This window comes from Halalkalibacterium halodurans, from assembly GCF_005671335.1.
In the GTDB taxonomy this organism is placed as follows: Bacteria; Bacillota; Bacilli; order Bacillales; family Bacillaceae_D; genus Halalkalibacterium; species Halalkalibacterium halodurans.
Genome location: NZ_CP040441.1, coordinates 1564848 through 1585491, shown reverse-complemented (window position 1 = coordinate 1585491; position 20644 = coordinate 1564848). Strand labels below are relative to the sequence as shown.

The window sequence follows — 20644 nt, the reverse complement described above, 5'->3', positions numbered from 1 at the left end:
CCTTATTTCGTTTTTTCGTAATAGGAATACGTGCTGAAATGCTCAAGCCACTTCGGTTCTTCGCTCAAACCGTATTGCCAGTCAAGCACATCTTCCTTCCGAAAGTTATATTGATCGTTTCGTTGTCTTGGCGTCTCGATTGGCGTGGAACGTACAACCGGTAAAAACGCACCAGAGGGAGTGATAACCCCTAAATCTATAAGATAAGTACAGTTCGGTTCTACATGTTCAATCAGCCAATTGTTTGTCATTTCTGGTAAGTGAATATCTACATAGCGGTTGGCACGGCGGCCATCGAATAAGAGTGATGTCACGTCATAGAGGCGAAGACGTTTCTCCAGCTGTTCCCAGTCCTTATCGGTCTGGTAGGAAACGAGTCCTCTTGTTTGTTCAGAGGTATCCCAAAACGCATACAACGTTGTCGGTCCTTGTGGAAGGAGAGTGATTTCTGTAACAGGATAAGAGCCAGGAAGCTGCCACTCGCCTTTAGCGGCTGGCTTAGCTTGTCCTTTTTGATGTTGAAGCTCTTCGTGCTTTTTATAACGATAATGAACTTTTCCGACGGTTGTGTTTAATGCTTGCGCTATTTTCCGAAACGAAAGACCTTGTTTTCGAAGCTTCAAGATTTCTTCGATCAATTGCTCCACTCCTTCGAAAAACATTCATTTACTTCATCATACCTTTAGGAAGAAAAGGGAACAAGAGAGGAAAAATGTCTGTTTTTGTCCCTTTTTACTTGATGCACTATTCATATCATAACGTAAAACGATCAAGAGAAGATACAAGCTTGTCAGAAAATCGAATGAATTTTTAGAAAGTTGACATTATAGAAGGTTAAAAAAAACAGGAGTGTCCCTTGTCTTTTTCCTTTATAATAAAAGAGATACACAGAGATGAAAAGGGGGAAAATTGCTTTGGAATGGGTGTTGATCGGACTTTTTATATTTTCTTCAATCTTGTTCATTCTTTCCTTCGCACGTAAAGATCGAACGAAGCAATTAGAGGAACAATTGGATAACCTCTCGATTACGTTTATGCAAGAAATTTACCAATTGAAAAAGAAAATGCGTTTACTTGAAGAGGAGCTTCTCGTCGGTCAACGTGCAAGTCTCTCGCAGACAAACGACAAACAAGCGCTGTTAATAGAAGAAGTTGGACAGTTATCTGACGCTGGCTATGAGGCTGAAGAAATTGCCCGTAAAACAGGGCTGCTGTTAACCGAAGTAGAACAGCTGCAACGAAAATGGGCGGGTTCACAATGAGTATCGTTTTAGCTTAAAGTGAAAACATCCCCTCCAGCTCGTACGCTGAAGAGGATGTTTTTTGCGTTTATTCGTTCCCTTCAAAATCCTCTAAAACAGGATCATCTGCTAACGTAGGGCCTTCTCGCCTTTCCTTCAATTCAAAATACGTATCCAGCATCTCTGCCCCAATATCACGGGCAAGGTCAGCATTGGCACCTGGAGCTGAATCACGCTTTGCATAAGGAACGATGATCGCAAATGCTACCTCCGGATCGTCATAAGGCGCATACCCGACAAGTGCTTGGTTGTTCCCGTCAATAAAGCGACGATTTTCTCCCTCTCCTACAGCGACGCGAACCTGAGCTGTTCCGGTTTTTGTTGCGGTCGTATATGTTTTGTTCGCAAAGAAACGACTTGCTGTTCCGTTTGTTGAAACACGTCTGAACCCTTGCTGAACATCACGAATTTGTGCATCGGTCATATCGATTCGATTCAACACTCGTGGCTCAAATTGTTGAACGACAGCACCGCGTGAATCTTTATCCGCACTCGGCTCACGAATTTCAGTAACAAGTCGCGGTTGCATCCGGTAACCATCATTGGCAATCGTTGAAATATATTGAGCGAGCTGCATCGTTGTATACGTATCAAACTGTCCGATCATTAAGTCTAGCAGGTTACCCGCTTGTTGAACTCCACCATTGACACCTGTATACTCAGACGGGAGGTCAATCCCCGTCTCTGTACCTAATCCAAACTGGCTGAAATAATAGCGCGCTTCATTGTAAGCTCTCTCAATCGTTTCACTATTCCAGCAGCATTTTGAGTTGTAATTATAGCCTGCCATCCTCATGGCAATTTCAAACATATACACGTTGGATGACACTTCAAGGGCTCGCTGAGAACTAACAGCCCCGTAGTTCCGCACAGACTTTTTAATAGGGGTACCAGGAAGGTCAATTGGTCGATCATAAAACACGGTCCCTGGTGAGGCAACACCTGTTTGAAAACCGGTTAACACAGAAGCCCCTTTTATAGAGGATCCCATTTCAAATGCTTTATTGACAACGCCAATATGGTCATTTTCCTGATTTGTTGAATAACCGGTCATTGCGAGAATATCTCCCGTTTTCGGGTCCATCATCACCACATAAGCTGAACCTTCATTGATAAACGCCCCAGGATTTTGTGAAATTCGCCGTTCCACAATGTCATCCAAATATTGTTGCATCTCCATATCAATCGCCAACACGAGGTCATTTCCTCTTGAGCCTAACTGCTCATTAATCGTTTGCTCGATCATGTCTCCAGCGGATGATGTTGTCGTGCTTTCAACAACCGCTTTTTGTCCCCTGAGCACATCTTCATATTGAAGCTCCAAATAACTTGTTCCGACAATATCGGACCGTTCATATCCTTTTGCTAAATAATTATTAAGCTGCTCCCGCGGAATGGAGCCTGTGTTCCCAAACACACTTCTGAGCGAGTTGCCATATGGATATTTACGTCTGGAATCACGAAGGATATCAACACCGGGAAGCTCATCTAGCTTTTCAGCGATGCTGTGGGCTTCTTCTTCCGAAATATCCCGTTTGATCCGCTGAGGTGTTAGTGCATAGCCTTGATTCATTTGGCGAAAGATCGCCAGAATCCGTTCATCTTCCTCTGTTAAGCTATTAAGATGCTCATCTGTAATCCGTTCGAGCTCAAGAGCATACTCCTCCTGAGGATCATCGATCTCTTTTCGTTCTTCTAAAGACACGAGCTCAAGTCGTTCTTCACGAGAGGCTTGCAGCAACCAATAATCCTTTCGGTCTCGCTCCGTGATCTTACTCGTATCCACTTCAATGAGCTGTTCTAGCTTGCGAGCAACATCGAGCATTTCTTCAGTGTCTCTTGTCTGACTTTGACTCGTGTACGTTAAAGACAGCTCGAGTTCGTTATCGACCACAACATAGCCAAAGCGGTCATACATGAGACCACGGGGCGCATCAATTCTTGCAGTGGCGTTCGATGTCCTTTCCAAACTCTTTAAATGTGTTTCTCCTTCCACAATTTGCACAAAACCAAGGCGCAAAATTAAAATGGAAAAGAGCGCAAACACGATAAAAAAGAGGACATTCAACCGGCTAAATACAAAGTTCTTTTTTTTGCGTGGCCCTGTTCTCATACGCTAATGTTCCTCCTATATACTACCATTTATAATATGTCAGGACTCATGAAAGAAAACTCGGCGACATGGCCGAGCTTTCATGGAAGCCGATCCGTCCAGAACGATCATACTAAGATCTTTCATTTGGGAAATCGTTTATACTCTCCAATCGTATAAAAAAACCCGCGAATGCCGTTTGCTTCACACGTTTCAAGAACCTACCCTCGCAGGTGGGTGCTCGCAGACAGCTGATCCAACGTCCTAATAGAGGCATGTCGTCACAGAGTCAATGTAGAGCTCCCTTTTTAAACGTACGGTTCGAAACATTAGAGAAGCTAACAAACATAGCAGGCTGTTTTAAACTAAGCTCAGTATAGCACAATTTTAACGAAAACAGAAGCAGGTCCAATCACTGTTACAAGATTGACACAATCGCTTATACCGTTGAATTTCCTGGACCACCTTCACCATTTTTTTGCCTTGCAAACATGTAGGAAGGAACATGTTTCTTTGCCGGGAAGCGAATGTTGCGAATAAACCAATAGATGACAGTATGCCCGGCACCAACAATAAGAAACAACAGCGGAATCCCCTTCTTTTCTGGTAATACTGAAATCGTTAAAATGAAAAGGCAAATGGACGTAATCCGACCTAAATTTAAAAACAGTTCACGAACGACAATGTACTCCACCCGCATGTCTTTTGCACCTTTTGCTTTACCAATGACGTCATAGGTTAATGAAACATACGGTACGAGGAGAAACGGATAAGCGATGGAGATGACAATCCCATACATAATTAATCGAGGGAATGTCAGCTTAAAAACAATTAAAAACAACGCCGCATACAAAACCAATCCTCCAATGAGGATCGACTTCTTACGAAAGCTCGGCTTGATGAGGCGAGTGGCTAAATAATAAGCAACAAAGGATGTAGCCGAGGCGACAAGACCATATGTCCCGATCGCTAATTCACTCTTCGTTGTCACATACACCCATACGACAATAACAAATGCAAACGTTCCTTCTCGTAATCCTTGGAAAAAGTGGGCGTGGATAATCCGTCCCCAATTTTTATTATGCTTCCGCTCTTTTAGGACGGCTCGGAAGTGAAACCCTCCTTTTGCTGCTCTCCTCTTCAGCATGAAGCTAATGATGACAGCAAGAATGAACAGACCTAGAGAAAGGGCAAATATTACCGTGTATCCAGTCATCTTCTCCATCTTTGTAATCAAAAAACCTGAAAGAATGGGTCCGATCATTCCAGCAAAGGAGGTAAGCAGCCCCAAAAAACCATTAAAAAAATCCCTCGTCTCAGGCTCTGTAATTTCAAACGTAAGGACATTAAAGGCAAGCCAATAAAAACCAAATCCGATCCCCAGCAATCCGCCAAGAAGGATCAGGAATTGATTTGCCTTTTCCCCTAACATGAGAACTGTTGAAAAGAAAATCGATAAAAAAATGACCCCTAACCGTAAGACGATCACACGATCAATTTTCTTCGCCCAACGCCCTGCCAAAATAAACGTGAGTGGTTGCATAATCACAGACGTTAAATTGTAAAGAGCTAAATCAAGAAACTCTCCAGATTGCTTCCACAAGTAGACATTTACAAATGTATTAGAAAGGGCAATTCCGAGTGCATAAAGACCGCCAATGACGAGTAGTAAGATGAGATCTTTTGAAACTTCAATATCCCCAATAACTTTTTTTAATACATCATGCAAACCGACCCACCACCTTCTGTTTTAGTGTGTGTCGGTTTAGTCACGTTATGCATTGAGACAGGGGGAGATCGAACGAGATTTACCTGCAAAAAATAAGAGGGGTCCATCATTGTAAATGGCCCCTCTATGTAAACATCAGACTTATTTTGCTTCGTTGTAACGCTTCGCTACTTCGTCCCAATTGACAACGTTCCAGAAAGCTGAAATGTAATCAGGACGACGGTTTTGGTAATTCAAGTAGTATGCATGCTCCCATACGTCTAAGCCAAGAATTGGTGTTTTCCCTTCCATTAATGGCGTATCTTGGTTTGGAGTGCTTGTGATTTCTAGTTTGCCATCATTGACAACAAGCCACGCCCAGCCAGAACCGAAGCGGTTTGCTGCTGCGTCAGCAAATTTTTCTTTGAATTGATCAAAGCTACCGAATTCAGCATTGATCGCATCTGCAAGCTCACCAGTAGGAGCGCCTCCACCATTCGGGCTAAGAATTTGCCAGAAAAGCGTGTGGTTTGCATGGCCACCACCATTATTGCGGACTGCTGTACGAATGTTTTCTGGTACAGCATCGAGGTCGCTGACAAGCGCTTCAATTGACTTTTCAGCAAGAGCACTGTGACCTTCAAGAGCTGCATTTAATTTTGTTACATACGTGTTATGGTGCTTCCCGTGGTGAATGTTCATCGTTGCCTCATCGATGTGTGGTTCAAGTGCATTTGCAGGATACGGTAGTTTTGGTAGTTCAAAAGCCATAATACGATCTCCTCCTTGATAAACGTGAAATAATAAAGAATGAATTTGGAGGGAAATCCCTCCAAAATAGTAAAACAAGTTAGTCAATAGAAATGTTTATTAAGTTGCCCCATCAATACAATAGCAAATTTCGAACAAGCTTTCAACGAAAACGCTCATGGCTTGCTTTCCCCATATGCTTTTATACGATACCCTGTTTAACCATAGCTTAAACCATTTTCTTAAAGAGGAAGCTCCATCGTCTGTTTTTGACATCGCATGCCCAAGCTGTGGTAAAAAGCTTTAGCCCGATCGTTAAAGTCATACACATCCAATTCAATCGCATCCACCTGATGGGCTTTCCCATAGGAAATAATCGCTTCAAAAATAAGTCGACCAATTCCACCGCCCCGTCTTGTCTCATCTACACATAGATCTGAAATATACACCGTTTTCCTCTGCTGCATCGTTGGAAGGAGAGGTGTTTGTACGAGATGAATCACACTGTACGCTCCAATTTTTTCTCGCTCATCAACGAACACTAACACGGTTGATTTTTCGCCTTGGACAGCTGCTTGAAAAAAACTCGGATTTAGCGTTGGCTCGTTGGAACGAAAAATATCTCCCCTCTCCTTCACATGCGCTTCGTGCACTTGGGTGTGTAGCCTTGCCACCTCTTCATAATCTTGAACGGTTGCTTCCCGAATGATCATCCTCGTTGCCCCTTTTTGTAAGTCGTTTTAGCCAGTGTATTCACCTTATACCTAGAGGGTTTCTTTTAACAGAGACTGCATATCGATTAAAAAAAAATAAAAGCCGTTAGCAACCAATTGACCGAGGCTACAGCTATTAAGGAATCGCGGCGAGCTTATTTCATGTGCTCATGCTGACTGTAGAAGGCTCACAGAAGTCATCGTGCTCGGCTCCCCTACCCTGACATCGCTAGTTAAAGTAGTTTGGTTTGTTGCCAAGGCCGATCGTGAAAGCAACATTTTAGAACACAAAAAAACTACAGCATCCATGCTATAGTTTGAACATCTGTATGTATGGCGGAGGAGGAGGGATTCGAACCCCCGCGCGGTTTAACCCGCCTGTCGGTTTTCAAGACCGATCCCTTCAGCCAGACTTGGGTACTCCTCCAACATAAATACTCATGGTGGACCCTGTAGGACTCGAACCTACGACCGATCGGTTATGAGCCGACTGCTCTGACCAACTGAGCTAAGGGTCCTCAACTATCATCTTAATCTTTTTAGCACACATTCATGCGGTAAAAAAGGAATAGCGGCGGAGGGAATCGAACCCCCGACCTCACGGGTATGAACCGTACGCTCTAGCCAGCTGAGCTACACCGCCATATCATGGCTCCACAGGTAGGACTCGAACCTACGACCGATCGGTTAACAGCCGATTGCTCTACCACTGAGCTACTGTGGAACAAGAAAGACAAGAATAATATTACCACTGTTTGTCCATCTAGTCAATGCTTTTTCCTGTAGATTTTTGTTGATATTGAAAAGAAAAGCAGAGGCGTCTCTGCTTTTCTTCTAACGATTTTCTCCGATGACCGCTTCAGCAATGTTGACAGAATGGTCGCCAATCCGTTCAAGGTTACTTACAATGTCGACAAAGACGATACCAGCAGCACCTGTACAATTCCCTTCATTCACACGAATGATATGCTGCTTGCGTAATTTACGTTCCATTTGATCGATATGCTCTTCTTTTTCGATAACAGAACGAGCAGCCTCAAGATCCCCTGTCTCTAAGGACATGATCGCTTCTGTCAATGTTGAATGTGTAAGATCAAACATTTCCTGAAGGTCATGGAGTGCTTTTTCTGAAATTTTTACTTTGTTCGCTTTCTGATAATCCTTTAACTCCACAATGTTTTCAATATGATCTCCGATTCGTTCAATATCACGTACGGTATCCATCAGCATTCCGTGCATTTTTGAATCTTGAGCCGACAAGGAGCGAGAGGAGATCGAAATTAAATATTCGGTAATTTTCCGATCGAGATTGTTGATGGCATCTTCAAATTGAACCGCCATTTCCGCATGTTTCTTTTGACCATTTTCCATGTATTTACTTACTTCGAGTAGCCCTTTTTCAGAAAACTCAGCCATCCGCAATACTTCCTGTTTCGCCTGTCCAAGGGCAATCGCTGGTGAGCTACCGACAAAACGCGGATCTAAATGCTTCGCCTTATATTCAATGTAGAAATCGTCTCCAGGGACGAGCTTAGTTACAATGATCGCCAAGATCCCGATAAATGGAAGTTGGATGAGTGTATTCGATACATTAAAAATTCCGTGGGCAAATGCAATCGTCATTGGACGATTCAAAGCAAATACCTCTGCTAAATAAGCAATAAAGTGTGTAAACGGAATAATGATAATTAAAACAATGATCGTTCCAATTAAGTTAAAAATCACATGAGTTAATGCTGCACGTTTCGCCGCTACCGATGCACCAATGGCCGCAAGCACTGCGGTAATCGTTGTTCCAATGTTATCACCAAATAAGACCGGTAAAGCTGCAAATAAGTCCATTGCCCCTTGATCGTAAAGCTGTTGCAGGAGCCCGATTGATGCACTGGAGCTTTGTACCGCTGCGGTGAAAATCGTTCCGATTAGTACTCCTAAAAGTGGGTTTTCACTCATGCTTACCGTTAAATCAGCAAAAGCTTGCAGCTCACGCAGGGGCTTTAGTCCTTCTCCCATTGTATTCAAACCATAGAAAAGCGTCCCAAAACCAAAGATAACTTGTCCAATATTGTTCACTTTTTTATTTTTAATAAAAAAGATTAAAGCTGCTCCCACTGCAATGATCGGCAAAGCATATTCAGAGATTTTAATCCCAATAATGAATGCAGTAACGGTTGTACCAATGTTCGCACCCATTATAACACCGATAGCCTGTTTAAGCGTCATAAAACCAGCGTTGACGAGACCAATCGTCAAAACAGTTGTACCCGTACTCGTTTGTAGCAAGACGGTAACAACGATACCTGCTAATACACCCATTAACGGATTTGTTGTAAATTTATCTAACAAATCACGCAAGCGCTCTCCTGCTACTTTTTGCAGTCCATCCCCCATGTACTTAATCCCAAATAGGAAAATACCTAGACCGCCAAAAAACATAAATAGCAATGTTTGCAACTCTGCATCCACAGTCTCTCATCCCTTCAAATAGAAACTAGTATGTTCCATTTGCCGATCCCCTATTCGACAAACCTCTACAAGCATACGGGGGAATTATTTAGCCTTTATTAATCTTTTGTAAAGGTTTTGTTAAGATTTTTAAAAGCGTTTACATTTTTCTTCTCCTCTTATTTTTGCTTGAATGTACAAAGGCATTTTCGTACACTTGGAAGGGAAAGGATGGACAAACATGAACCAATTTCAACTATTATTTAAAAGCTTATATCTCATACAAACGATAAAATACGCTCGGTTTGTTCCAATTACAAAAGCAATCGTTCACATTTTACTCGTGACACTGCTCATTATCATTCCCCCAAGTATAATGCTCGTCTCGTCGTTGCAACATGGCGTAACTCAACTGCAATCGATCTTACATGAAGACATTCCCTCGTTTCAAATTGTTGATGGACATTTACAGTTAGAGGAGCACCATGAACGCCCTTATATAACAGACGCACTTATCGATGGGGTCTTCATCCTTGACGATACAGGTACGGTTACGGAAAAAGATTTGAGCGCTTACCAAAATGGGGTGGCACTCCTTAAAACCGAAATGATTTTCTTGGACAATGGTCACATGCAAGCGGTCCAATATCAGTTTTCGGGGATACATTCTCTTTCCCCTACCGAATTGCAGCAATCGATTGAACAATTTCAAGGCGTCTTCTTCATCTTTGTTTTCCTTTCGATTTTGGTTATGTATGTAGGGTTTGCCGGCTTTGCCTATATTGGTATTAGCTTGCTTGCTACCATAGGGCTCCTGCTTCGACCAAAAGAGGCTCGGTTAACCTATAAAGCTCTCTGGTCTATGGCAGCGATAGCTATGACAATGCCAGCCGTTGCCTTTTCAATCATCGATTCCTTATTACACTCAGTTCCTATCCTCCTGCTGATCATGATTACTATTGGCCTTTATGTATTTAGCCTTTACACATTGCCAAAACCTAAAAAAAAGGGCGGCGGATAACTCCGTCCCCTGTTTATTTATCTTCAATATCTTGTTCTTCGATTTTCTTTACTAAAATATACGTTCCGCTAACAGAAACCACTTCAACCTGTTCATTTTCTTGAAGCCAATGACTGCCGCTCGTCGCACTGTATGGCTTCCCTTCAATTTCAACCGAGCCAGTCGGGCGAAAAGGCGTTATCGTCTTCCCTTGCTTCCCAATGAGTGACTTATATTCTTCATTCATCGAATTATAGCCCTGATCTCCTGTTAGTCGATCCCGGAGCGTCATTTTTGACCACATGTTTCGTGAAGGAAAAACCTTTAAAAATAACGCTGAGCTAAAGCCCCCAACTAAAAATCCCATCCCGACAAGGATACCGTAAATAACGCTAGGTGAGGGGATCGCAAGTCCGACGATCATTAATGCAATGCCTAGCAGGGCAATCGTGCCATCTGAAATCACCTTACCATCAACCATGATCAACGCAAGACCTACTAAGTATAGGATCACAACCCAAAACCCTGCATCCCCTGTTAGGTGATGGGAAAAGTAAAAGCTCATAATTGCAACACCAAGAAGTCCAAATAAACCTTTAGCACGAACGAGAAGCTCGCCAAATAAGAATAATGTGCCTAATAAGACAACAACAAAACCTACACTTGCGATATCAAGCCATTCCATATCCTCGACCTCCTTCCACCATGATTTACGTTTGAGGGCAAAAAATGTTTCAGTTTTTATAGAGGATGGACCGAAAGAAGGATTCACCTTCTAGGCGGTATTCTTCTTCAAATGTATCCCTTCCTCACGTATTGTGCAAATAAAAAAGCGGAAATCTCCGCTTTTTTATTCTGAGCTCGTGAACAATCCGATGAGGGCATCGATCAACTCGCTAATCATATCTAGAATTCGACGAATGATTGACTGGGTTTCTTCCCGATTTAAAAAGTCATCTAAATTGTCACGTACATGCTGGATTCCATCTTGAACTTTGTTCCAATCAATATTTAAATCCTTCATCCGCATAAACAAGGATACAAGTCCATTTAATTCTTCATCTGTTAATGTGATCCCTAGCTCTTCAGCAAGTCGGCGAATCAAGTCGCGAAGTTCATCTTCCGTCTCAACTGGATTAGCTGCGATCTCTTCTTTAATTCGATTCATTAACTCCGTTGCCTCTTCGACACCTACTCGCTCAGCTAGTTCTGATGTCTTAACCATCTCTTCATTGGCCACTTGTTTTTGCTCTTCTGGAATTGTGACATCTGCTGCAACTTCATATGCTTTAAGAAGTCCCGTTAGAGCAGCTGTACCAGAAACCGGGAACGGTGCTGTGACATAAATGTCTGCATCCTCAACCCCTGCAGTGACAAGGGCATTAGCATACATCGTATCTGCAATCCGATCGATATTATTTGACTCCACATGAAGCCCAGTACCTGGCTCGGTCAATGTGATTTTCGATGAAGATAGCGCCCTTGTTCCAATTTGTGAAGCGCTAATATAGTCTCCTAAATATTGATGCTCTTCTGCATTCGTAACATAGATGATTTCAACGGTATCATCTACGCCCATTTCATTTAAAATTTGCTGTCTTTGTTCTTGGGACAGATCCTGTCCTAAAGTGACAATCACTTCGCCAGTTACAGCATCTGCCAAGGCGACTGATGGTGCAAGTGATGGTACAAGTAACAAAATCGCTAACATTACAGCCATACATTTGTTAAACCATGTTTTCATATTTATCGACTCCTTTTATCTCTAAAACCAAAAGTGTGACCCCTCTATCTCATATAACGTCCACACTAATTAAAAGGAAACACGAACTTACAAAAAAAGAAAAGGGACTTTTGAACTAACTCGATTCATGGGAAAGATTGGTTTTTCTTAAAAACCCACTATACCAAAGGACACACATGATAAAAAAACTTAACGATATAATAAAAAAACTCATGGTATGAATGGAAATATTTCGTTCAAGCCAAAAGCCGAAAATAACTGGGCCAACCGCCACACCAAGAAAGCGGGCCATCGAATATAAAGGCATGATCACACTTCGACTCACATTATTCGTTAATGCCGCAACCGCTGCACTGGCAGGAGGAAAAAACATGCCAAGCCCAAGAGAAAATAAGCTCACAAGCATAAACAAAATGGTTCGATCATGTTGCCATAGCATGAGGAACATTGCTCCTGTCATCAGCGTCGTCCCGGCCATCATCGCCTTTTGGAACGAAGCAAATTCCGGAGTTAACCAGCGACTTGTCCAAAAAGAAGCGACCGCGAATAAAAGGAACGGGACGGCTAAAATGACTCCTTTCCAGAATGGAGAAACTTCTCCAATCATGTTCGAGACTGCAAACAAGTAGCCAAAAAGGATGAGCATTCCTAAGCTCCCAATGATAAAGATCGGCACGAACATTTTCCAGTTTTCTTGAAGGGATTGGGATAGCTTTTTAGTATACGCGCGAGCCGATAATGTCGTTTCATGTTTTTTTGGTTCATTCACAAGTGTATAGAAACCAACAAACGCTAGTAACGCAAGGGCAAATAATACGACAAATGAATAATACCACGAAGCCAAAAGTATCAAACCTCCAATGATTGGGCTGATGATTTTTCCGATGCCATTGCTTACTTCAAGAAAGCCTAACGCTTCATTTCGTTTTTTTCCTGAAAATAATTCTGAAGCTACCATTAAGGAAATGGGTGTTAATCCTCCAGTTCCTAATCCTTGAATGATTCTTCCGGTTAAAAGGAGCCAAAACGGGCGCGTCTCGATCACTACAGCGATGCTTGAAAGGACGCATCCCGTTCCTAAAATAACAAGAGAGGCCAAACCAATGCGCTTTTGTCCATATCGCTCAGAGAGAATCCCACTTATAGGGATTAGGAGTGCTGCTGGAACAGTAAAGGACGTAAGCAACCATCCGCCTTGGACAACCGATAATCCCCATTCCGCTTGAATCGTTGGTAGCATGGGGATAAACATTGAATTCCCAAGAACCATGAGAAGTGGCGCCATTCCTAAAACAACATAAAGTAGCGTATCGGTCACTCGAGTCATAATTACGCACATGCTCCTTCCGTTATGTCACCTGAAATCTATTTTAAAAACATGGTGTTGTTGACAAGCCTAATTTAGAAGCAGTTGCATCCACCACTTGACGTTGAGTCCATGCATAGAAAATTGTCGAACATTTTATGACATATGAAATGATTTCCAGCATATACTACAGAATAACCTACGTTGTAAGGAGGACAAGCTTCATGAAACGACTCGGGTTTTTTACTTTATTATTGATCATCTTTTCAAGTATGTATTATGACCTAACGATCGGCACCTTACCCCCACTAGTGAACAGCCCCTCTACTGTAGAAGCTGCCGAAAATAATACGTTACCTGATGCTCCTTATGAAGTCGTTGTTGTTGAGCCAGGGTATACTGTACTTTCCATCGTCGAACATTTACACACGGAGCCAATCCGTGCCACCATACAAGAGATTGTTTATGATTTCTCGCAACTAAACGACGGACTAGCTCCGGAGGATATCCAAATCGGCGAAAGTTATCGTTTTCCAATCTATGGAGAATAAGTGACAAACTTTGTCCTTGCCAAAATTAAGGCACGATTGATAAAATAGGATCGTATCTCTACAGTTCACGTAAAGCGTGACAAAAAGGAGCGATAGGTCAATGACCGAGATTACACATCGTACCAAGACCAGGCCCGTAAAGGTCGGGAACTTGACGATCGGTGGAAACAACGAAGTGGTCGTTCAAAGTATGACAACGACTAAAACCCATGATGTGGAAGCAACCGTAGCAGAAATTAAACGGTTAGAGGAAGCAGGGTGTCAAGTCGTTCGCGTCGCATGTCCCGACATGCGTGCAGCAGAAGCTATTCCTGCGATAAAAAAACAGATTTCAATTCCTCTTGTTGTCGATATTCATTTTGACTACAAGCTCGCCTTGAAAGCCATTGAAGGCGGTGCCGATAAAATTCGGATTAATCCTGGAAACATTGGTAAGCGTCACAAAGTAGAAGCGGTCGTCAAAGCAGCAAAAGAAAAGGGCATTCCAATTCGTATTGGTGTCAATGCTGGCTCGCTCGAAAAGCGAATCCTTGACAAATACGGGTACCCAACGGCTGACGGGATGGTGGAAAGCGCCTTACACCATATCAAAATTTTAGAAGATCTTGATTTTCATGACATTATTGTGTCTATGAAAGCATCTGACGTGAATTTAGCCATTGAAGCTTATGAAAAAGCAGCAAAAGCTTTCGATTACCCGCTTCACTTAGGAATCACAGAATCAGGGACGCTATTTGCAGGTACCGTAAAAAGCGCGGCTGGACTTGGTGCCATCTTAAACATGGGCATTGGTAACACCGTCCGCGTTTCGTTAAGTGCTGATCCAGTTGAAGAAGTTAAAGTGGCACGAGAACTGTTAAAATCCTTTGGGCTTGCTTCCAACGCAGCTACATTAATTTCATGTCCAACATGTGGGCGGATTGAGATTGATTTAATAAGCATTGCCAATGAAATGGAAGAATATATTTCCAAAATTCGTGCGCCAATCAAAGTAGCCGTGCTAGGCTGTGCTGTTAACGGTCCAGGTGAAGCGCGCGAAGCTGACATTGGAATTGCTGGTGCCAGAGGAGAAGGACTCCTTTTCCGCAAAGGAGAAATCGTGCGAAAAGTACCCGAAGAAACGATGGTCGAGGAATTGAAAAAAGAAATCGATAAAATTGCAGAAGAATATTTTGCCAAGCAGAAGGAATTAGAAAAAGCATAAGCGTAACGCTTATGCTTTTTCATTTGTTCCCCTACTCCCTAATCTAGAAAAATGGTGAGAAAAGGACGGTCATTAAGATGGAAAATGCGCCGATCCCGATGGCCCAGTTTCCTAACGCCCGTGCCCCATAACGACGGGATACATAACCAATAACAATTCCCGAAGCTCCTAACAGAATAGGTAAAAAGAACAGCGATAAGATGGAGAGGACAATGGCAAAGGTCCCTACTCCCTTCCCTGCTGTTGCGTCATCCATATTGGCTTCTTCTGTCTCATCTGCTTCTTCTTCATCTCGCTGAAAAGGTACAGAGGACGGTGGTGCTGCTAATTCGGCAGCTGTCTCCTCATCGTAATCATCAAGAGATCTTGCTGCGTCCATTGAAGCACCGATCGTGTCCTCCTCAGCTAGATCATCATCTTCCACAAGCGTCAAAGCTGGATCGTTTTCATCCACAAGTCGGATAGGATCTCGATCGATGTCATGACCATTTAGGTTGTTGCCGTTTCGATTTTCGCTCATTTGACTCCCTCTCTTTCTGTTTCGGGGAACATTTTTAGTATGACGCTGCGGCAAAAGAATATCGGTGACAATCTTTTCATCACAAGGAACGTGCTAGCTTTCATTGAACAGGTCGTGTATTGTATGAGATGGAAAGTACATAAAGGAGTGAACGCAAAATGACTGTGAGAAAACAAAAACGATTCGGTTTAGATATTGATGGGACCGTCACCGATCCTGCGACGTTTCTCCCCTATTTGAACGAACAGTTCCAAAAAACACTCACATTGGAAGATATTACTGACTATGACCTAACAAAATCGCTTGGAATTACTAGTGAAGAATTTTGGAAATGGATGGAACAGCACGAACAAACCATTTACAAACAAGCGAAAAAAGCAGATGGTGTCGATCAGGTGTTAGAGGAATGGAAGCAAGAACATGAACTTATTTATATTACGGCAAGAGCGAGTCACCTTGAAGAAATAACAAAAAATTGGTTTGAACAACAAAACCTTCCCTTTCACCATATTGAGCTTGTCGGTAAACATGACAAAATAGAGGCGATTCGTACACATGAAATCGACATATTCTTTGAAGACAAGCACGACAATGCGGTGGCAATCGCCGAAACATTCGCCATTCCTGTCATTTTAATGGATACTCCTTACAACCGTTTGCCAACACCTGCAAATGTGGTCCGAATCAACCATTGGACTGAGGCAAAGGCCTGGGTCGATGAATGGCTTAAACGTTCGGGCTTCTAAAGAAAAGGTTTTTCACTTTCAACTATACTTTCTTAAAAATGGGAAAAGACCGGAATGCTTCCGGTCTTTTCTTCGTGTCGTTAACGCTTTTTGGGACGAAAAGTGTAACAACAGGTTTCGCCGCTAGATTTAGCAACTTCTCGTTTTTCTGCGGTTGCATACGGTTCACGGCCTGCTTCCATGTCATAATCACGATGCTGATTCGCATCAATTTCCACCAAAATGGCATCCGCATGACAACGATTTTCTTCGCCCCAATACATACAGTTCGATACATTACATTTCACAATTGGATTTTCCATTCGAAAAATTCCCCCCTCTGTTCCCTAGGGTGCACGAATGGTCTTCTTTTATTCCCGGCAAATTACCCCTGTCCAACTTTTGAAAAAATATAAAACGAGCATGGGATCCCATGCTCGCATAAATCAACTTAGTACCAACCGGACCAGCTTGCTCCAATAATTACAAGAAGAATAAACAACACAACTAACAGAGCAAAGCCGCTTCCATAACCATATCCACCTGTTGGTGCACTCATGATGCCATCTCCTTTCAATAGTAGGCTACATGATACACTATGAACTAGGTAAACATTTGGATTGGGCGTTTATCACGTTTTCCTGCCAAAAACTTTTCGTATGAAAACCTCATTTGAATGTAGTTAATCGTTTCGGCACGATTTACAATAGCCGTAAATTTCAAATTTATGTCCTGTTACTTCAAACTCTGGGAAGGATTGATTCACAATATCCATCGGACAGTTTTCAATATGCTTCGTTTTCCCACACGTTAAACAAATTAAATGATGATGGTGGTGGGTCGTGGAACAACTGAATCGAAATCGCTTTTCTCCATCCAACTCTGTCTCTTCCAATATTCCGAGCTGGCTAAACAAGGAAAGGTTTCGATAAATGGTATCGAAGCTTAATCCTGGATACTGTTTTTGCAAGCGTTCCAATACATCTTTAGCAGACAAATAACGGCTTTCATCTGCAAAAATAGTGAGCATCAATTCACGCTTGTCCGTATGTTTGTATCCTTTATTTTTTAAAATATTCATCGCTTCAGATACGTTCATCATTTGCACGCCCTTTCGTCCCCTCATATTTTACACGAAAGTAACAGATTCAACAATCATCATGAAGGGATTGTCTCTTTCTTTTGTGCCCACGAAGTCGCTGCTTTTTTGCCGATAATGGAACCTACTAGGATGAGCACCGCTAACATCACAATCGTGCCTCCTGGCGCTAAATCCAAATAATAGGCTGAGATTAAGCCACCAATAACAGCCACTTCTCCAAAAAGAATAGAATAGACAAACATTTGCTTAAACCCTTTTGCAAATCGCATCGCCGCAGCAACTGGTAGCGTCATTAAAGACGAAACGAGGAGAATCCCGACAATACGCATAGAAGCGGCAATTACTAGTGCGACCATCACAATAAAAATAAAATGAACGAAACGACGTTGAATGCCCGATACAACGGCTTGTTCTTCATCAAAGGATAAAAAGAATAACTCCTTATAAAATAAGACTAATACGATGATGACCACAATTGTAATAAATAAGATGGTCCATAAATCCGAGCGACTTACGGCGATGACGCTCCCAAATAAATAGTTCATTAAATCATTGTTAAATCCATCGGCTAAAGATAAAAACAGGACACTTAAGCCGAGGCCACCAGATAAAATGATCGGGATCGCAATTTCTTGATAAAATTTGTAAACTTGGCGCAATTTTTCAATTAATAAAGAACCGACTACGGAAAATACAATTCCCATATATAATGGGTTGACAAATAAAAACAGAGCTGCGTAATTGGAAATCAATAAACTAAAAGCGATCCCCGATAACGTAATGTGGGAAAGGGCATCGGCAATGAGCGCCATCCTTCTCACAACAAGAAAAACGCCGAGTAACGGCGCTAGGCAGCCGATCATCACGCCAGTATAAAACGCATTTTGTAAAAATTCATAACGAAAAAAAACTTCAAGCATGCCCATGCCCCCCATGATCGTGTGTAAGTAAGTGAACATCGTGTCCATAGAAGGCCGTTAAGTCTTGGGTTTGCTCAAACGCTTTCGTATCACCATGGAAATGAAGATGCTTGTTTAGGCAAGCCACATCTGTCACGTAATCCGTCATTGCCCCGATGTCATGAGTTACGAGTAACAATGTGATCCCCCGCTTTTGGTTTAACTCACTTAACAGTGTATAAAAGCTTTTTACGGATGACACATCCACTCCGACCGTGGGCTCATCAAGGATTAACAACTCAGGATCACTTACGAGAGCACGAGCAATAAACACGCGCTGCTGCTGTCCGCCTGAAAGCTCGCCAATATTTTGGTGTAAGTACCCGCTCATCCCGACGCTTGCAACAGCTTCTTTCACTTTCTGTTTATGTTTTTTCGTAAGAAAGCGGAACATCCCGACCTTACCAAACAGCCCCATCGAAACGACTTCATAAACAGTGGCAGGGAATCCTGAATTGAAGCTGTTAGCTTTTTGCGATACATAGCCAATTCGATCCCACTGCCGGAATTTATCCACTGGCTGTCCAAAGAGCTTTATGCTTCCTTGGCTTGGTTTTTGCAGCCCTAAAATGCATTTTATAAGCGTTGATTTTCCAGAGCCGTTTGGACCTACCAACCCGACAAATGCTCCTTGACGAATGGGAAGCGTGACGTTTTCCAACACGTTACGATAGTCATAACGATACGCCACATTCCGGATGTCGATCGTTAATTCTTCCTTTGATTGATACATATACAGTCCTCCACCGATCGCATGAAATGAATAATCCTTTATTAGGTATATATTAAGAATCATTCCGATTTATTTATCACAGTCCTTATTATAACGTTTATAGGTAGAATGTCTACTGTTGCACGTTCCATGTCCGTCATTTTTTTGTATACTAGTAGCAAAAGTAGATGTTTATTTTTTCGATAAAGGAGAATCTCCATTGAAAAGACAGCGACTTGCCATTATTGATATCGGTTCCAATTCCATCCGTCTCGTTATTAACACGATAAATGAACATGGTCATTATCAAGAGCTCTACAATTTCAAAACCGTTGCTCGACTAAGCAATCATCTTGACGCTCAAGGGAACCTTACGAAAGAAGGAACCTCCATTTTGCTAACTACACTACAAAAATTTCGTACCTTAACGGAGGATCACCATTGCGACCGCGCCATCGTTGTTGCCACTGCTGCCATGCGGAAGGCCAATAATCGCAAGGAGCTTTTGAAGCTTGCGGAGCAAGAAACAGGCTTTTCGATAAAGCTGTTATCTGAGTATGAAGAGGCGTATTTTGGTTATTTGGCGATCGTGAACTCTACATCAATCCAAGATGGTATCACCATTGATATTGGCGGAGGAAGTACTGAAATCACCCGGTTTTCCAACCGTAAACTGCTGCACTATCATAGCTTTCCGTTCGGTGCCATTACACTTTATCGTGATTTCTTTCACAGCACCGATCCAAGCGAGGAGGAATTAGCATCGCTGCAGAAATTCTTGGAAAGTGCCTTTGCGACATTGCCATGGTTACAGGATGCCAAAGATCTCCCTGTGATTGGCATAGGTGGAACGGCGCGAAATCTTTCCTTAATCCATCAACGTCAGACCGATTACCCGCTAGCTGGACTTCATCAGTATTCTTTCCCTGCTGAAGAGTTGCACTCTGTTACTCAAATGCTACAACGATTAACGTCCTCAGAACGTGAGGGATTGGACGGGCTTTCTAAGGATCGGGTCGATGTCATCATTCCTGGGACGCAAGCGATTTCCAGCCTTGTGAAAACGGTCGGATCTTCCCAATTCATCATGAGCCGAAAAGGACTACGGGATGGTTTATTTTACAGCGAAATTTTGGAACAACTTAACTTGGAATGCTTTCCAAATGTGGTGGAAGAGAGCTTCTATCAACTCTACCACCAATATGAAATTAATCTCGAGCACGTCAAGCAAGTGGCGAAGCTCGCGACGAAGCTATATGAGCAATTGGCCCCTTTTTATAATGGAAAGCTTGAGCATCAGCAAAATCTTACCCTTATTCATCGGGCGGCAAGGGTACTATACCTTGGAGAGCACATTAACCCAGAAGCAAGCAGTCAACATACGTTTTATTTGCTAACCAATATGTCGATTGATGGATTAAATCATGAGGAGCGTCTTGCGCTAGCTTGTGTGTCTTCTTTTAAATCAAAAGCACAACTGTTGCATATGGCCTCACCCTTTATGCCCTTGATTTCGAAAAAACAGTTGAAACGGTTCGAATTTCTCGGCGCCATTTTAAAGCTCGCTTATTGCTTAAATCGAACCCGCCGTCATGTAATCGGTAAAATCGGTACGATCGAGGCAAAACGAGACGCGATCGTTCTCCCACTCTATTACCATTATGACCTTGACCCATCGTTCGAACAGGACTATGCGTTAAAGCACGTAAAGCATGTAGAGAAGGTCATTAAAAAGACGATAGAGCTTCCCTTTCTCCCTTTATCAAATTTCACATAAAATTTACATTCGCCTGATAAAATGAGGGTAAGGGC

At 42.5% G+C, this 20644-nt stretch carries 21 protein-coding genes, 4 tRNA genes and 1 other RNA gene; 6 read left to right on the top strand and 20 right to left on the bottom strand.

The genetic code is table 11. The features are described from left to right. Positions 1 to 2: 2 nt before the first annotated feature. On the bottom strand, positions 3 to 647 hold the full coding sequence (locus tag FED51_RS07770) for a DUF4912 domain-containing protein (RefSeq protein WP_233422105.1): 645 nt from the start codon (positions 645 to 647) through the stop codon (positions 3 to 5). Positions 648 to 923: 276 nt separating this feature from the next. Between FED51_RS07770 and FED51_RS07765 the strand changes: the two genes are divergently transcribed. After that, the gene (locus FED51_RS07765; RefSeq protein ID WP_233443913.1) at positions 924 to 1262 is read left to right on the top strand and encodes a hypothetical protein; all 339 of its coding nucleotides are present in this window, start codon (positions 924 to 926) and stop codon (positions 1260 to 1262) included. Between the two features lie 67 nt (positions 1263 to 1329). Here the strand turns inward: FED51_RS07765 and FED51_RS07760 are convergent, their stop codons facing one another. The 10 genes from FED51_RS07760 to FED51_RS07715 form a co-directional block, all read right to left on the bottom strand. Further along, a complete protein-coding gene (locus FED51_RS07760; protein WP_053431498.1) occupies positions 1330 to 3414 on the bottom strand; it encodes a peptidoglycan D,D-transpeptidase FtsI family protein in 2085 nt (694 codons plus the stop codon). Positions 3415 to 3572: 158 nt separating this feature from the next. Further along, a non-coding RNA gene (gene ssrS / locus FED51_RS07755) (6S RNA) lies at positions 3573 to 3753 on the bottom strand. 79 nt (positions 3754 to 3832) lie between these two features. Further along, positions 3833 to 5122 (bottom strand): MFS transporter, encoded by a 1290-nt coding sequence (locus tag FED51_RS07750; protein WP_053431499.1) that lies wholly within the window; start codon positions 5120 to 5122, stop codon positions 3833 to 3835. 141 nt (positions 5123 to 5263) lie between these two features. Further along, positions 5264 to 5872 carry a superoxide dismutase SodA gene (gene sodA, locus FED51_RS07745; RefSeq protein WP_010897574.1) on the bottom strand — a complete coding sequence of 203 codons (609 nt, stop codon included), beginning with the start codon at positions 5870 to 5872 and terminating at the stop codon, positions 5264 to 5266. Between the two features lie 221 nt (positions 5873 to 6093). Continuing rightward, positions 6094 to 6564 carry a GNAT family N-acetyltransferase gene (locus FED51_RS07740; RefSeq protein WP_010897573.1) on the bottom strand — a complete coding sequence of 157 codons (471 nt, stop codon included), beginning with the start codon at positions 6562 to 6564 and terminating at the stop codon, positions 6094 to 6096. A 334-nt stretch (positions 6565 to 6898) separates the two neighbouring features. Beyond that, positions 6899 to 6991 (bottom strand) — tRNA-Ser (locus FED51_RS07735). A 14-nt stretch (positions 6992 to 7005) separates the two neighbouring features. Beyond that, positions 7006 to 7082: transfer RNA gene (locus tag FED51_RS07730), tRNA-Ile, on the bottom strand. A 51-nt stretch (positions 7083 to 7133) separates the two neighbouring features. After that, a tRNA-Met gene (locus tag FED51_RS07725) sits at positions 7134 to 7207 on the bottom strand. 6 nt (positions 7208 to 7213) lie between these two features. Then, positions 7214 to 7288 (bottom strand) — tRNA-Asn (locus tag FED51_RS07720). A 110-nt stretch (positions 7289 to 7398) separates the two neighbouring features. After that, positions 7399 to 9000: a Na/Pi cotransporter family protein gene (locus FED51_RS07715; RefSeq protein WP_166740018.1), complete on the bottom strand. Its 1602-nt coding sequence runs from the start codon at positions 8998 to 9000 to the stop codon at positions 7399 to 7401. 250 nt (positions 9001 to 9250) lie between these two features. Between FED51_RS07715 and FED51_RS07710 the strand changes: the two genes are divergently transcribed. Continuing rightward, positions 9251 to 10030 (top strand): DUF1189 domain-containing protein, encoded by a 780-nt coding sequence (locus FED51_RS07710; RefSeq protein ID WP_010897571.1) that lies wholly within the window; start codon positions 9251 to 9253, stop codon positions 10028 to 10030. 13 nt (positions 10031 to 10043) lie between these two features. On the opposite strand, the gene FED51_RS07705 is transcribed toward FED51_RS07710, so the two are convergent. From FED51_RS07705 to FED51_RS07695, 3 genes are all read right to left on the bottom strand, one after another. Next, positions 10044 to 10694 (bottom strand): NfeD family protein, encoded by a 651-nt coding sequence (locus FED51_RS07705; protein ID WP_053431501.1) that lies wholly within the window; start codon positions 10692 to 10694, stop codon positions 10044 to 10046. A 165-nt stretch (positions 10695 to 10859) separates the two neighbouring features. Next, entirely contained in the window at positions 10860 to 11753 is an 894-nt protein-coding gene (locus FED51_RS07700; protein ID WP_010897569.1) for a DUF1002 domain-containing protein, read from the bottom strand. Between the two features lie 115 nt (positions 11754 to 11868). Beyond that, positions 11869 to 13080, bottom strand: coding sequence for an MFS transporter (locus FED51_RS07695; protein ID WP_053431502.1), 1212 nt, complete (start codon positions 13078 to 13080; stop codon positions 11869 to 11871). A gap of 203 nt (positions 13081 to 13283) precedes the next feature. Here FED51_RS07695 and FED51_RS07690 point away from each other — a divergent pair, with 203 nt between their 5' ends. Both FED51_RS07690 and ispG read left to right on the top strand, forming a co-directional pair. Beyond that, on the top strand, positions 13284 to 13610 hold the full coding sequence (locus FED51_RS07690) for a hypothetical protein (protein ID WP_010897567.1): 327 nt from the start codon (positions 13284 to 13286) through the stop codon (positions 13608 to 13610). A gap of 100 nt (positions 13611 to 13710) precedes the next feature. Beyond that, positions 13711 to 14814: a flavodoxin-dependent (E)-4-hydroxy-3-methylbut-2-enyl-diphosphate synthase gene (ispG, locus tag FED51_RS07685; RefSeq protein WP_010897566.1), complete on the top strand. Its 1104-nt coding sequence runs from the start codon at positions 13711 to 13713 to the stop codon at positions 14812 to 14814. A 43-nt stretch (positions 14815 to 14857) separates the two neighbouring features. Here ispG and FED51_RS07680 read toward each other — a convergent pair whose 3' ends face one another. Next, entirely contained in the window at positions 14858 to 15334 is a 477-nt protein-coding gene (locus FED51_RS07680) for a hypothetical protein (protein ID WP_053431503.1), read from the bottom strand. A 158-nt stretch (positions 15335 to 15492) separates the two neighbouring features. Here FED51_RS07680 and FED51_RS07675 point away from each other — a divergent pair, with 158 nt between their 5' ends. Further along, the gene (locus tag FED51_RS07675) at positions 15493 to 16080 is read left to right on the top strand and encodes a 5' nucleotidase, NT5C type (protein WP_010897564.1); all 588 of its coding nucleotides are present in this window, start codon (positions 15493 to 15495) and stop codon (positions 16078 to 16080) included. Positions 16081 to 16160: 80 nt separating this feature from the next. Here the strand turns inward: FED51_RS07675 and FED51_RS07670 are convergent, their stop codons facing one another. The 5 genes from FED51_RS07670 to FED51_RS07650 all read right to left on the bottom strand — a co-directional run bounded on the left by FED51_RS07670 (position 16161) and on the right by FED51_RS07650 (position 18853). After that, positions 16161 to 16382: a DUF1540 domain-containing protein gene (locus FED51_RS07670; RefSeq protein ID WP_010897563.1), complete on the bottom strand. Its 222-nt coding sequence runs from the start codon at positions 16380 to 16382 to the stop codon at positions 16161 to 16163. 128 nt (positions 16383 to 16510) lie between these two features. Next, on the bottom strand, positions 16511 to 16618 hold the full coding sequence (locus FED51_RS07665) for a YjcZ family sporulation protein (RefSeq protein WP_010897562.1): 108 nt from the start codon (positions 16616 to 16618) through the stop codon (positions 16511 to 16513). Positions 16619 to 16741: 123 nt separating this feature from the next. Next, positions 16742 to 17158 carry a Fur family transcriptional regulator gene (locus tag FED51_RS07660; RefSeq protein WP_010897561.1) on the bottom strand — a complete coding sequence of 139 codons (417 nt, stop codon included), beginning with the start codon at positions 17156 to 17158 and terminating at the stop codon, positions 16742 to 16744. 59 nt (positions 17159 to 17217) lie between these two features. Next, a complete protein-coding gene (locus FED51_RS07655) occupies positions 17218 to 18081 on the bottom strand; it encodes a metal ABC transporter permease (protein ID WP_010897560.1) in 864 nt (287 codons plus the stop codon). Then, the gene (locus FED51_RS07650) at positions 18074 to 18853 is read right to left on the bottom strand and encodes a metal ABC transporter ATP-binding protein (protein WP_010897559.1); all 780 of its coding nucleotides are present in this window, start codon (positions 18851 to 18853) and stop codon (positions 18074 to 18076) included. Before FED51_RS07650 ends, FED51_RS07655 begins: the two co-directional genes overlap by 8 nt. A gap of 199 nt (positions 18854 to 19052) precedes the next feature. Here FED51_RS07650 and ppx point away from each other — a divergent pair, with 199 nt between their 5' ends. Then, on the top strand, positions 19053 to 20609 hold the full coding sequence (ppx, locus tag FED51_RS07645; RefSeq protein WP_053431504.1) for an exopolyphosphatase: 1557 nt from the start codon (positions 19053 to 19055) through the stop codon (positions 20607 to 20609). Positions 20610 to 20644 lie beyond the last annotated feature (35 nt).